Origin of the sequence: Clostridioides sp. ZZV15-6597 (assembly GCF_020657815.1) — a bacterium.
Lineage (GTDB): Bacteria > Bacillota > Clostridia > Peptostreptococcales > Peptostreptococcaceae > Clostridioides.
Window position 1 is genome coordinate 1 of the sequence record NZ_JAGWCT010000027.1, and the last position, 13,712, is coordinate 13,712.

Below are 13,712 nucleotides of genomic sequence, written 5' to 3' on the forward strand. Positions count from 1 at the left end.
AAATATATATGTATAAGTTTATTCTGCTTGAGTAGAATAGATTTGTCAAGATTAATTTAATTGTTATATTATCTTTTGTTAAAAATTAATCTAAATTAAAATATATAAATAGAATATTTTATACAATATATCATAAAAGGAGAATTTAATGAAAGCAGAAGAAACGAGCATATACCCAATTATTAAAAATAACTTAAATCAAGTATCCATTGTCGAATATAAAAAAGGGCAAAGATTTGTAGCGTCAGATGAAGATTTACAAGAAGTCTTTTTTATAATAGAGGGAGTTGCATTAGTAGAATGCTCTACTAGAGGAGGAAACAAATTTCTTGTTGATATTGTACCAGAAAATGAATTTATAGGTAAAATTAGTTATATATATGAACATAATTTGAAATGTGATATCTTTGCGAAAACTAATATAAAATTATTCCGATTTAAAAAAGATGTCTTTGATGACCTATACCTTAAAAGAGATTTTATTGAATTATTTCACAGTAAATGTACAAGAAGAATATATGAGTTGTACAAGACTAGAATGGTAAGAGAATTATTTTCTTGTACAGAAGTCATTGCATATTGTATATTAAAAAAACAAGAGAATAGTACATGTAAAGCAAAGTATATTCGTAATTTTAGTGAAATTTATTCAATCAGTAGAAAGAGTAGATACCACTCCCTATTGAATTTAATTGAAAAGGGTATAATTAAAAAAATAGATAGTACATATGAAGTTTTGAATTATGATAAATTATATAGATTAGCCTTTGAAGTAAAGGAATTTTTAGAAGATAAATAGTTATAAATATTATTGCTATTTCACTTAAATATAATATAATAATTTCTATAAAAAATAAAAAATAGCTTCACTGAAAACCAGAAATAATTTAGCTGTTTTCAGTGAGACTATTTTAAAGTATTATATACTACTAAAATATACTATTGTTATTAATCAATTTCTTTAACTATGTTAATAGCCCATTTTTTAGATAATGCTCTAGGTACACCAAATATAAATTTTACAACTTCTTCACTGTAAGTGAGTAGAACAAGGATAAATATAGGTGCCCCTTTAAATGCTGCTATAAAAGTTAAAGGAAGTGAAGCTAACCACATACATCCTAATTCTAAAAATAGAGCATATTTAGTATCTCCACCACTTCTCAAAATACCAATTATAATTAATGTATTAAATGATTTTAGAGCCATTAGTATACCCATTATAAAAAATATTTTAGTTATATCAGAAGACAAGCTATCAGAAACACTGAACATCTTTAATAATAATGGGATATTTAAAATTAAAATAATTCCAAGTATTAAACCAGCTAAAAACACTAGTATAGAAAATTTCTTAGCATATTCAATGGCTCTTTTGATATGGTCAGCACCAAGTTCATTACCAAGCATAATAGATGCACCAGATGCAATACATACAGCAGTCATTATAAAGAAGTTACCTGTACTAGTTGCTATTTGACTTGCCGCTATAGCAGATGTACCTGCCCTTGAATAGGCAACAGAATACAGAACAGTTCCAACTGCCCATGCAGAGTCATTTACAAATATAGGGAAACTCTTTGATGAAAAAGATTTGATAAAAATCTTATCAATAGCCTTTAGATTTTTCAAACTAAATTTTAATATATAGTCTTTTTTATAAAAATAGACATAAGTAAGCATTAAAATTAATTCGCATATTCTTGCAATTACAGTTGCTAAAGCAGCTCCTTTTACGCCTAATGCAGGAAGCCCTAAATTACCAAATATAAATCCATAATTTAAAATAACATTTGTTACAAGAGCAAATGCACTGCAAATCATACCTAACTTAGGATTCCTAACACCTCTAGAACCAGTACTAAACACTGTACTTATAGCTATCAATGGATAACTAAATACTGCAATGCTAAAATACTCTATACAAAGTCTTACAACCTCTGAATCATAAGAAAATATGTGTATTATTGGTTTTGGCGTTAGTAGAGCAGGGATAACAAATACAAAACTTAAAGCTAGTGCTAATATACAGGTAAGACCTGTAACCTTTTTTATATTACTAATATCTTTCTTTCCATAAAACTGTGAAATAAAAACTCCAGCTCCACCTGTAATACCAGATAGAGACATATTAAAAAGGAAGAAAAATTGGTTTGCAACTCCAACTGAAGCTACAGATACTTCACCTAAACTACTTATCATAACTGTATCTATTACATTTACAGATGTAGAAATTAAGTTTTGTATGATAATAGGTATACATAAAGATAGAAGTATCTTGTAAAACCTTTTATTTTCATCCTTTAAAGAAAACAATGCTTGCAAATAATCCTCTCCTTTTTACATAAACTCTTCCCACTCATCATATAGAGAGGAAAGGTCATTTTCTAAACTGATTTTTTCTTGACTGACTTCTTTAGCTTTCTCAGGATTAGAGTATACTTCTTCTTGACACAATAGCACATCTAATTCTTCAATTTTAAGTTCTAGCTTTTCAATTTCTTTTTCTATACTTTGCCTTTTTATTCTATTTTTCTTTTCTAATTCTCTTTGTTCTCTTTCTTTTCTTTTTTCATCCTTTATTTGAGTCCTTGTTTTTTCTTCTTTCTCTTCAACAATACTCATTTCCTGAACTTGTCTTTTCTTATCAATATAATAATCATAGTTACCTAAATATTCAGTAACTCCGTCTTCATCTAAAACAAGAATCTTATCTACAACAGTATTTAGAAAATATCTATCGTGTGATATTGTAAATATAGTACCATCATAATTAGTTAATGCTTCCTCAAGGACCTCTTTAGAATCAATATCTAGGTGGTTAGTAGGCTCATCTAACAATAAGAAATTTGCATTGGATAGTATAAGTTTAAGTATAGCCACTCTGGCTCTTTCTCCACCACTTAATGTAGAAATTTTCTTGAAAACTTCTTCATCAACAAATAAAAATGCTCCTAACATATTTCTTAAAGTGGTTTGAGTAAGATGATGATTATTTTCCCAAATTTCATCAATTATGGCGTTATCCAAATTAAGAGTTTTTTGTTCCTGATGGAAGTAAGAAACATGGACATTAGTTCCAAACTTAATATTACCATTAAGAGGTTGTAGTTCGTTAGTTATTATTTTAAATAATGTAGACTTACCAATACCATTTGCACCTATAAGAGCAACTTTTTCTCCTCTATATATGTCTAAGTTTAAATCTTTAAAAAGTATTCTTTTTCCATATCCCATAGATACATCTCTAATTTGAAGGACATCATTCCCACTTTGAACAGAGGGAGTAAACTGTATACGAGCTTTTTTTCTATAAGCTTCTGGCTTATCTAAAACATCTACTTTGTCCAATGCTTTTTCTTTGCTTCTCGCACGTTTTAGGTGCTTTTCCCGACCATACGCTTTTAGTCTTTCAATAGATTCTTCTTGTTTTTTTATTTCTTTTTGCTGGTCTTCGAATTTTTTTAGTTCTAGTTCTTTTTCTATTTTAGACAGCTCAACAAATTTAGAATAGTTACCATTATATACTTTAAGTCTTTTATTGTGAATTTCAAAAATTCTATTTACAGCTTGGTCTAAGAAATATCTATCATGAGATATTAGCATAACAGTACCTTTGTATTGTTTTAAAAATACTTCTAGCCATTCTATTGCTTCAGAATCTAAGTGGTTAGTAGGCTCGTCAAGTAATAATAAAGTTGGTTTTTTAAGAAGTAATTTTCCTAAAAGAACCCTAGTTTTTTCACCACCAGAAAGTATACTTATTGGTTTATCCATATCATTGTCACTAAATCCTAATCCTTTTAAAACTCCTTTAGCTTCAGACTTATATCCATATCCATTTAAATCTGAAAATAATTCTAACTTATGTGAATATTCATCCATGATTTTTTCTAAAATTGGAGAGTTTGTTTTTGTGCTTTCCTCAGATATTTTAACTTCCAATTCTCTTAAATAGGATTCCATATCTATCAAATCTTTAAAAACTTCCAACACTTCTTCTAAAATGGTATTATCCGAATAAAAATTGGTATTTTGTTCTAAATATCCGATTTCACAATCTTTAGAAGTGTAAATATCTCCACTATCATAGCCATAAATTCCCGATATTATTTTAAATAAAGTAGTTTTTCCAGTACCATTAATGCCAATTATACCAATTTTATCCCCTTCATTTACTGTAAAACTAATATTTTCCAATATAGAATCTATACCAAAACTTTTATTTAAGTTGTTGCATGACAAAACAATCATAAATTTCTACCTCCTTGAACTATCTAAAATTATAATGTTTTGATATAATATAATCAAGGTTATATGTATTAGTTTTGAAAAAGAAATATTTTATTGTGAATCAAACAAAAAAGAGGACACTTTTAGGAGGTGAAAATGTTGGGAAATAAAAATATATCAATGGCAGTTATAAGAAGGCTCCCAAAATATCATAGATATCTTGGAGACTTATTAGATAGGGATATACAAAGAATATCTTCTAAAGAATTGAGTGATATAATAGGTTTTACTGCTTCTCAAATAAGACAAGATTTAAATAACTTTGGTGGATTTGGACAACAAGGGTATGGTTATAATGTAGAGGCTCTTCATACTGAGATAGGTAAAATACTTGGATTAGACCGACCATATAATGCAGTTCTTGTAGGAGCGGGTAACTTGGGACAAGCTATAGCCAATTATGCAGGATTTAGAAAAGCTGGATTCGAGATAAAAGCTTTGTTTGATGCAAATCCTAGAATGATAGGTTTAAAGATAAGAGAATTTGAAGTGTTAGATTCAGACACTTTAGAAGAGTTTATAAAAAACAATGATATAGATATTGCTGTATTATGTATACCTAAAAATGGAGCACAAGAAGTTATTAATAGAGTTGTAAAAGCTGGAATAAAAGGTGTATGGAATTTTGCACCATTAGATTTAGAAGTTCCGAAAGGTGTTATAGTTGAAAATGTAAACCTAACAGAAAGCTTATTTACTTTATCATATTTGATGAAAGAAGGAAAGTAGACAACTTAAACATATTAATAATAAGTAACTATGAAGAGTATTGAGAAAGTCAGAAGATTTAATATTAAATCATCTGGCTTTTTAAAATATAAAAGCTAAAATTAATATAATATAGAAGTAAACTTAATATAAAGGGAGTGATGTTAGTGGAAGAGTTATGGCAAAAAGCTATTGAATTTCATGGTCATGAATGTCCAGGTCTAGCTATAGGATTTAAAGCGGCACTTGCAGCGAGAAAATATTTGGAATGTAATCAGTCAGGGGATGAAGAGATTGTATGTATTTCTGAAAATGATGCATGTGGAATAGATGGTATACAAGTGGTATTAAGTTGTACGATGGGTAAAGGGAATTTGCTACTTAGAATGACAGGTAAATCAGTATACCATTTTTTTAATAGGGAAAATGGAAAGTCTATAAGAATATATGTGAAATCAAAACCATTTGATATGGATAGAGAAGGGTATAAAAAATACTTATTAGAAAGTGAATTTGAAGATATATTTGAAATTACAGACACAAAATTAAGACTTCCAGAAAAGGCAAGAATATTTAAGTCTCTTAAATGTGAAGTGTGTGGAGAGTTTGCACCTGAGCAATATATAAGAATTCAAGATAGTAAGAAGGTATGCCTTGATTGTTTTAGCAAATACGAAAGATTTTATGAAGAAGGAAAAGAAACATCAAATTAAAAATATTAAGTTTATACATAGCAATGAAAGAGTCACAGCAAAGGATTATATACAATACTATTAAATTTATATAATAGAAATAAATGCTTTATTTTAATTGAGTAAAGTGATGATATTTAAAAATAAATGTTATTTAATTTATGCATAATAAAAAGAGACTGATTAATATTGATAAAATCAAATTAAGCCAGTCTCTTTATGAATAACCAATTATTATTCTGGTTGAGGTGCATCTACAGGACAAGCTCCTGCACAAGAACCACAGTCTATACAAGAACCAGCATCTATAACATATGCGTCGTCTCCAGCTGATATACAGCTAACAGGGCATTCAGCCTCACAAGCACCACAGCTTATACAAGCGTCAGTAATTTTATATGCCATTTTGAAATCCTCCCTTTTATATGTATTGTAATTCAATAACATTATAACAAATATTATTGAATATAACAATTAAATTAATTCTACAATAAAAACTTTATTGTGATATTCTTATTTTAAAGTTTTACAATAAATTTTAATCTGCTTATATTTTTATTTATCTTAGAGAAGTTTACCTTAAAAATAAAATTAAAGTTTAAAAGTTGTGTATGGAGTACATTTAAAAATGTTATACTCTTAAAGAGTACATTTTATTAAGAATTTGTTGATTTAAAGGAGATTTAATATGAAAAATAAGTTAGTTTACATATGTATTATGAGTTTATTGTTGCTTGTAGTGGGGTGTTCTAATAATTCGAATAAAGAAAATAATATTAAAAAAGATTCTAATAATAATCAAAGTCAGGTTGAAGAGCAAAAAAAAGAGCCTGTAATAAAAGATATAACTATAAGTTTTGCTGGTGATGTAACTATGGGAAACTATAAAGGTTCATCATACTATGGTAGTTTCGACCATGAATTTGAAAGACAAGGAAAGGACTATGATTATTTTCTTAAAAATGTAAAACCTATATTTGAAAAAGATGATTTGACAGTAGTTAACTTAGAAGGTCCTCTTACCAATGCATCAAAGGCGAAGGAGAAGAAGTTTGCATTTAAAGGCAAACCAGAATATATAAACATTTTGAAGTCTGGAAGTGTAGAGGCAGTAAGTGTTGCAAATAACCATTCAGAGGATTATTTTGAGGAAGGTATGAAGAATACTAAGTTTATATTGGATGAAAATAAGATAAATTACTTTGGTTTAGGTAAAGATGCAGTAATAGATGTTAATGGAATTAAAGTAGGTTTATTGGGATATAATGGATTGTCAACTGAATACAATGAAAAAAACTTAAAACAAATGGAAGATGAGATTAAAGCCCTAAAAGAGAAGTCAGATGTTGTTATGGTTTATTTTCACTGGGGAATAGAGCTGGAATATTCTCCAGATAAAAAACAAAAAGATTTCGCTCATTATGTGATAGATAAGGGTGCAGACTTAGTTATAGGTTCTCATCCTCATGTAGTTCAAGGTATAGAAAAGTATAAAGATAAGTATATAGCCTATAGTTTAGGAAATTTTTGTTTTGGAGGAAACAAGAATCCTTCTGATACAGACAGTTATATATATCAACAAACTTTTACCTTCTCAGATAATAAACTATCTTCAATTAAAGAGCCAAATATAATACCAACAGCAATAACATCTAGTAGCTCTAGAAATAATTATCAACCAAAAGTATTAGATGGAAGTGAGAAGGATAGGGTTTTAAATAAGCTAGAAAAAATAAGTAAAGATTTGAACAGTTAAAAGTGTAAAAAAAAATAAATATATATATTTATTTTAATAATTTATATTTTGTTTGAAGCTTGGGAAAACGTGGTATCAAATAAGTAGATTTTAATAGTTAAATTGTAGTCAATCACTATAATGCTATTAAATCTACTTTTTTAATATAAAAATATAAGGGGGAATTTGTAATGGCTTGTAACACTTGTAAAATGTGCGAAAGCGCAGACAAGAAATTAGAAAGTTTTGTAGCTTCAAAGGATGTTGAAACAGCATTTCATAGAACTGAAGATCAAAAGGTTAAATGTGGTTTTGGACTTCAAGGAGTCTGTTGTAGACTCTGTTCAAATGGACCATGTAGAGTAACTCCAAAGTCACCAAGAGGTATATGTGGAGCAGATGCAGATACTATAGTAGCAAGAAACTTTTTAAGAGCAGTAGCATCAGGGGCAGCTTGTTATTTACATGTGGTAGAAAATACAGCTAAGAATTTAAAAAATGTTGGAATAACTAAAGGTGTTATTAAGGGAGAAAAAACATTAAATCAATTAGCAGAGATGTTTGGAATAGAAAGTGATGAAAAATACGATAAATGTATAAAAGTAGCTGATAAAGTTATAAATGATTTATATAAATCAAGAGATGACAAGATGGAATTAGTAGAAAAAATAGCTTATGCACCTAGAGTAAAAAAATGGAAAGAGTTAGGTATAATGCCTGGTGGTGCAAAATCAGAAGTGTTTGATGCAATAGTAAAATCATCAACAAATTTAAACAGTGACCCAGTAGACATGTTAGTCAACTGTTTAAATTTAGGAATATCAACAGGGTTATATGGTCTTACTCTAACTAATCTTTTAAATGATGTTATGTTAGGAGAACCAGTTATAAGAATGGCTCCTGTAGGATTTAATGTAATAGACCCAGACTACATAAATATAATGATAACAGGTCATCAACATTCAACATTTGCAAATTTCCAAGACAGATTAAAAGATGAAGATGTTATAAAATTAGCTCAATCTGTTGGGGCAAAAGGATTTAAATTAGTAGGATGTACATGTGTTGGTCAAGATTTACAATTAAGAGGAGAACATTACCAAGAAGTATTTGCTGGTCATGCTGGTAACAACTTTACAAGTGAAGCTGTTTTATCAACTGGAGCAATAGATATAGTTCTTTCTGAATTTAACTGTACTATACCTGGACTTGAGCCAATAGCAGATAAATATAAAGTAAAAATGGTTTGCTTAGATGATGTTGCTAAAAAAGCAAATGCAGAATATATAGAATTAGATAGAAGTAATTTAGATGAACTTAGTAATTCATTAATACAAAAAGCACTAGAATCTTATAAAGATAGAAGAGGAAGTGTTGAAATAGATATACCAAAAGACCATGGATTTGAGCAGTCTTTAACTGGTGTAAGTGAAAAGAATCTAAAAGCATTTTTAGGAGATTCATGGAAACCTCTTATTAATTTAATTGCAGAAGGAAAAATTAAAGGGGTTGCAGCTGTTGTAGGATGTTCAAATATGACAGCAGGAGGTCATGATGTAAATACTGTTGAATTGACTAAGGAGTTAATTAAAAAAGATATTATAGTACTTTCAGCAGGATGTTCTACTGGAGGATTAGAAAATGTTGGTCTTATGTCACCTGGAGCAGAAGAATTAGCAGGAGAAAACTTAAAAGAAGTATGTAAGACTTTAGGAATACCACCAGTATTAAACTTTGGGCCATGTTTAGCTATAGGAAGACTTGAAATAGTAGCAACAGAGTTAGCAGCTGAGCTTGGAATAGATTTACCACAATTACCATTAGTGCTTTCAGCTCCACAATGGTTAGAAGAACAAGCATTAGCTGATGGAGCTTTTGGACTTGCTCTTGGTTTACCTCTTCATTTAGCATTACCTCCATTTATAACAGGAGGAAAATTAGTAACAGAGGTATTAACAGAAAAATTAAAAGACTTAACAGGAGGACATGTTATAGTGAATCCAGATCCTAAATCTTCAGCTGATCAATTAGAACAAATAATAATAGACAGAAGAAAAAATTTAGGGTTAAAGGATGTGGAATGTAATGCATAGAATTTTTATAAATAAAGATTTATGTACAGGCTGTAAAAGTTGTGTATTAGCTTGTATGTTAAAGCATAATAAAGATTATGACATGTATACTCTTGATTTAGAAAATATAGATAATGATAGTAGAGGGCATATAGAACTAGATAGCAAACATAATAATCCAGTTCCAATTCTTTGTAGACACTGTGATGAACCGGAATGTGCCTTAGCATGTATGAGTGGTGCAATGCATAAAGATAGTCAAAGTGGAATTGTTTCATATAATGAAGAAAAATGTGGTTCATGTTATATGTGTGTGATGTCTTGTCCATATGGATTATTAAAACCAGATGATAAAAGCAAGCAAAATATACTTAAATGTGATTTATGTAAAGATGAGGAATATCCTAGATGTGTAGCTAATTGTCCAAGTGGGGCAATTGAATTACAGAAGGAGGAAAATGATGAATTATGTAGTGTTAGGGGCTAGTGCTGCTGGTATAAATGCAGCAAAAACATTGAGAGAATTAGATAAAGATTCTAGTATAGTGATAATTTCTAAAGATGAAAATATATACTCAAGATGTATGCTACATCATGTTATATCTGAACACAGAACTTTAAAACAAATAAACTTTGTTGATGAAGACTTTATGGAGAAAAACAATATAAATTGGATTTCAGGTAAAACTGTTAAAGGAATAGACACAGATAAAAAACTAGTTCAAATGGAAGATGTCACTGTAAATTATGATAAGCTTTTAATAGCTACAGGTGCATCTTCTGCTATTCCTCCTATAAAGAATTTAAGAGAAGGAAATTTTGTATACTCTGTAAGAAACATAGATGATATTTATAAAATAAAAGAGAAGGCAGAAAAATCGAAGAAAGTTGTTATAATAGGTGCAGGACTAGTTGGGATAGATGCTTTAATTGGTTTATTTAAATATGAACAGCTAGATATTTCAGTGGCTTTTATGGAAAAATATATTTTAGATAGACAATTAGATGAATATACAGCATCAGTATATGAAAATAAATTTAAAGAAAAAGGCGTAAAATTTTATCCAAGTGCATCAATACAAGAAATTGTTTTAGATGATAGCAAAGATGTTAAAGGTGTTGCATTTTCAAACGGAGAAGTTCTTGATGCAGACATGGTAATCGTAGCTACAGGAGTGAAACCTAATGCTGACTTTTTGGATGAAACAGGAATAGAATATGACAGAGGCATAATAATAGATGATAGATGCCAAACAACACAAGAAGATATCTATGCAGCAGGGGATGTTGTAGGTAAAAATGCCATCTGGCCTATAGCTGTAAAACAAGGAATTATAGCTGCACACAATATGGTTGGAAAAGATAAAAAGATAGAAGATGAATTTGCTTTTAAAAATAGTATGAATTTTATGGATATACCAACCATTTCTATAGGCATGAATACACCTGTAGATGATAGTTATAAAGTATTAACTAGACATGGAAATGATTGTTATAAAAAGTTTATTTTTAAAGATAATATAATCTATGGAGCAGTTATACAAGGAGATATTTCATATGTAGGTGTATTAACTCATTTGATAAAAAATAAGGTTGAAATATCTGATTTAGAAAATAGGATATTTGATGTATGTTATGCAGACTTCTTTAACATAAAAGAAAATGGAGAGTTTTGTTACAGTGTATAATAGCTGAATTAAAACTTATAAATAGAGCTATTTTAAGATAAAAGATTTTAGTTTATAAAAAGCTTTACTTAAATATAGCTCTATTTTTATAATTAAGTTTAAATTTTGATTAATTTATAAAAGTACCTATTTTGAACAAGAGTACATATAATCTCTAGTTAGAGGTAAATCATTTTTGATACCTTTAGTGAAAAGTATCTGATGTATATCTATAATACCAGTATTGAAAGCAGCAGCACAAGAACAAAGATATAAATCCCACATTCTTATAAATTTATCATCAAACATTTCTTTAATCTTAGGAAGACTATCATAGAAGTTTTTATGCCAAGATAATAAAGTTTTTACATAATGTAATCTTAAACTTTCAACATCTATAGTATGATAGTTATAATCGCTACAGATATGTATCATTTCTCTTAAACTAGGAATAACTCCACCAGGGAAAATATATTTTTTTATCCAAGGGTCTCCATAAGATTCTTTTAAGCCACTTATATAGTGAAGCAAAAATAATCCACTATCTTTTAAGACAGCATTTACATTTTTAATAAAAAGCTCATAATTTTCTCTGCCAACATGTTCAAGCATACCAACGCTAACAACTCTATCAAATGTAAGATTTGATTCTTTAAGTTCTCTATAGTCCATAAGTTTTACTTCAAGGTAATCTTGAAGATTCTCTTCTTTAATTCTAATATTAAACTCTTTAAATTGTTCTTCGCTAAGTGTAATTCCCACACCATGAATTTTATATTTTTTTGCTGCTTCTATTAATAGAAATCCCCATCCACAACCAATATCAAGAAGACTCATACCTTCTTCTAAATTTAGTTTAGTTAATATGTGATGAACTTTATTAACCTGAGCATCATAAAGATTATCATTATCATCTTTAAAATATGCACAAGAATAACTAAGTGTTTTGTCTAGCCATAAACTATAAAAATCATTTCCAATGTCATAATGAGCGTGTATTTCTTTCTTTTGATGTCTCATCGAATTAGATGAATGTAACAAATGTTTTACAGCTGAGTTATCAATATTAAATTTGTCTATCTGTTTTAGGAGTAGATTTAAGGTTAAAAATAAATCTCCTTCAACCTCAATGTCTCTATTTATGTAGGCTTCTCCAAGTGCTAAAGATGTACTTTTTAATAATTCAGATTTGCTAATATCATTATTTACAATAACTTTAAATTGAGGAGAGCTATCTCCAACTAGAAATTCTTCCCCGTCTTTAAGCCTAACTAGAAATGGTGTTTCATTAAATCTTTCTAAATAGTCTTTTAAAAAATTTTTTGTAATGTTCATATTACCAGCTCCTTTTAATGTAAATCCAGTAAGTTTTACTTGCTTAAAGTATATTATATTCCTTTTTTTAAAAAAGTAAAATTTTTTTTGGTTAATTTTTACTTGAATGAACTTTTTATTTTATAAAGGAATTTTATCTTGTGGTATTTTATTTTATAAATTTTAGTATTGGATATAATATTCAATTAGTAATGATATAATAATTTTAATTAATAATAAAGTTTTGAAGCAATTAGTTTGAAACTATTTAATAAAGGAGATATCAAATGGAAGTATATGCTTTAGTTGGGTCAAGTGGTACAGGAAAAAGTTATAAGGCACTAGAGTTTGCATATGAAAATGACATAGATTATATAATTGATGATGGGATTTTAATATATAGAAATAAAGTTTTAGCAGGTATATCAGCAAAACAAGCAAAGACTACTATTGAGGCAGTTAAAAGAGCTATTTTTTATAATTTAGAACATCGACAAAAGGTTAGAGAGGTAATAGAGAAAGAAAATATAAATAGGATTCTTGTTATAGGAACTTCAAAAAAAATGATTAATCAGATTGTAGAGAGATTATCAATCGGAAAAGTTTATAAATTTATAAATATTCAAGATATAAGTACTAAATATGAAATAGAAATAGCAAAACAATCTAGAAAAGAAGGAAATCATGTAATTCCTGTTCCAGCAGTTGAAATAAAAAATATGACAAGTGGTCTTAGTATAAATCCATTAAAAAGACTTTTTAGAAAAGGAAATAATATAAATATGGTGGTTTTAGAAAAGACAATTATAAGACCTACTTTTAGTTACATTGGCAAAGTTTATATTGATGCAGATGTAATTAAACAAATAATTGAATATGAAGTGTACAACTTTGGAAGCATTGATAGAATAAATAAAACCAATATAGAGAATTGCAACAATTTTATGAATATTTTTGTAAGTATAAATATCAATGATTTAGAAGTTATAAAAAAAATTGAAAGTATGCAACATATAATAAAAAAGTCTATTGAGAGAATGACTTTAGTTAATGTACAAAAAATAGATATTAACATTCATAAAATTAAAAAAATAAACTTCCTCCCATGTTAAAAAATAAACTGAGAAAATGATATACTAATTTGCAATAAAGTGTGCTATAATTAAACTGTAAATTTAGGAAATGGTTTTTCTAAATGGAGTATACATAATTATAACGTATTTATAAGGGG

12 protein-coding genes are annotated in these 13,712 nt (G+C 28.3%); 8 read left to right on the plus strand and 4 right to left on the minus strand.

Annotated elements, in window-relative coordinates:
• Positions 1–148: 148 nt before the first annotated feature.
• Positions 149–799, plus strand: coding sequence for a cyclic nucleotide-binding domain-containing protein (locus KGF52_RS08255; protein WP_227827844.1), 651 nt, complete (start codon positions 149–151; stop codon positions 797–799).
• A gap of 149 nt (positions 800–948) precedes the next feature.
• Here KGF52_RS08255 and KGF52_RS08260 read toward each other — a convergent pair whose 3' ends face one another.
• Positions 949–2,325: an MATE family efflux transporter gene (locus KGF52_RS08260; protein ID WP_227839776.1), complete on the minus strand. Its 1,377-nt coding sequence runs from the start codon at positions 2,323–2,325 to the stop codon at positions 949–951.
• A gap of 15 nt (positions 2,326–2,340) precedes the next feature.
• Positions 2,341–4,254 carry an ABC-F family ATP-binding cassette domain-containing protein gene (locus tag KGF52_RS08265; protein ID WP_227839777.1) on the minus strand — a complete coding sequence of 638 codons (1,914 nt, stop codon included), beginning with the start codon at positions 4,252–4,254 and terminating at the stop codon, positions 2,341–2,343.
• Positions 4,255–4,389: 135 nt separating this feature from the next.
• Between KGF52_RS08265 and KGF52_RS08270 the strand changes: the two genes are divergently transcribed.
• Positions 4,390–5,022 carry a redox-sensing transcriptional repressor Rex gene (locus KGF52_RS08270; protein WP_227434586.1) on the plus strand — a complete coding sequence of 211 codons (633 nt, stop codon included), beginning with the start codon at positions 4,390–4,392 and terminating at the stop codon, positions 5,020–5,022.
• Between the two features lie 146 nt (positions 5,023–5,168).
• Positions 5,169–5,714, plus strand: a complete 546-nt coding sequence (locus tag KGF52_RS08275; protein ID WP_413894801.1) for an FmdE family protein — start codon at positions 5,169–5,171, stop codon at positions 5,712–5,714.
• A 213-nt stretch (positions 5,715–5,927) separates the two neighbouring features.
• Here the strand turns inward: KGF52_RS08275 and KGF52_RS08280 are convergent, their stop codons facing one another.
• A complete protein-coding gene (locus KGF52_RS08280) occupies positions 5,928–6,098 on the minus strand; it encodes a DUF362 domain-containing protein (protein ID WP_009888017.1) in 171 nt (56 codons plus the stop codon).
• Between the two features lie 283 nt (positions 6,099–6,381).
• On the opposite strand from KGF52_RS08280, the gene KGF52_RS08285 reads away from it, so the two are divergent.
• From KGF52_RS08285 to KGF52_RS08300, 4 genes are all read left to right on the plus strand, one after another.
• A complete protein-coding gene (locus KGF52_RS08285; protein ID WP_227839779.1) occupies positions 6,382–7,449 on the plus strand; it encodes a CapA family protein in 1,068 nt (355 codons plus the stop codon).
• 170 nt (positions 7,450–7,619) lie between these two features.
• Positions 7,620–9,521: an anaerobic carbon-monoxide dehydrogenase catalytic subunit gene (gene cooS, locus KGF52_RS08290; RefSeq protein WP_227839780.1), complete on the plus strand. Its 1,902-nt coding sequence runs from the start codon at positions 7,620–7,622 to the stop codon at positions 9,519–9,521.
• The gene (locus tag KGF52_RS08295; protein ID WP_227839781.1) at positions 9,514–9,987 is read left to right on the plus strand and encodes a 4Fe-4S dicluster domain-containing protein; all 474 of its coding nucleotides are present in this window, start codon (positions 9,514–9,516) and stop codon (positions 9,985–9,987) included. Before cooS ends, KGF52_RS08295 begins: the two co-directional genes overlap by 8 nt.
• Positions 9,962–11,188: an FAD-dependent oxidoreductase gene (locus KGF52_RS08300; RefSeq protein WP_227839782.1), complete on the plus strand. Its 1,227-nt coding sequence runs from the start codon at positions 9,962–9,964 to the stop codon at positions 11,186–11,188. The genes KGF52_RS08295 and KGF52_RS08300 overlap by 26 nt, the downstream gene beginning before the upstream one ends.
• A gap of 126 nt (positions 11,189–11,314) precedes the next feature.
• Here KGF52_RS08300 and KGF52_RS08305 read toward each other — a convergent pair whose 3' ends face one another.
• A complete protein-coding gene (locus KGF52_RS08305) occupies positions 11,315–12,502 on the minus strand; it encodes an SAM-dependent methyltransferase (RefSeq protein WP_227827836.1) in 1,188 nt (395 codons plus the stop codon).
• Positions 12,503–12,768: 266 nt separating this feature from the next.
• Here KGF52_RS08305 and KGF52_RS08310 point away from each other — a divergent pair, with 266 nt between their 5' ends.
• Positions 12,769–13,593: an ATP-binding protein gene (locus KGF52_RS08310; RefSeq protein WP_227839783.1), complete on the plus strand. Its 825-nt coding sequence runs from the start codon at positions 12,769–12,771 to the stop codon at positions 13,591–13,593.
• The last annotated feature ends 119 nt before the right edge of the window (positions 13,594–13,712 follow it).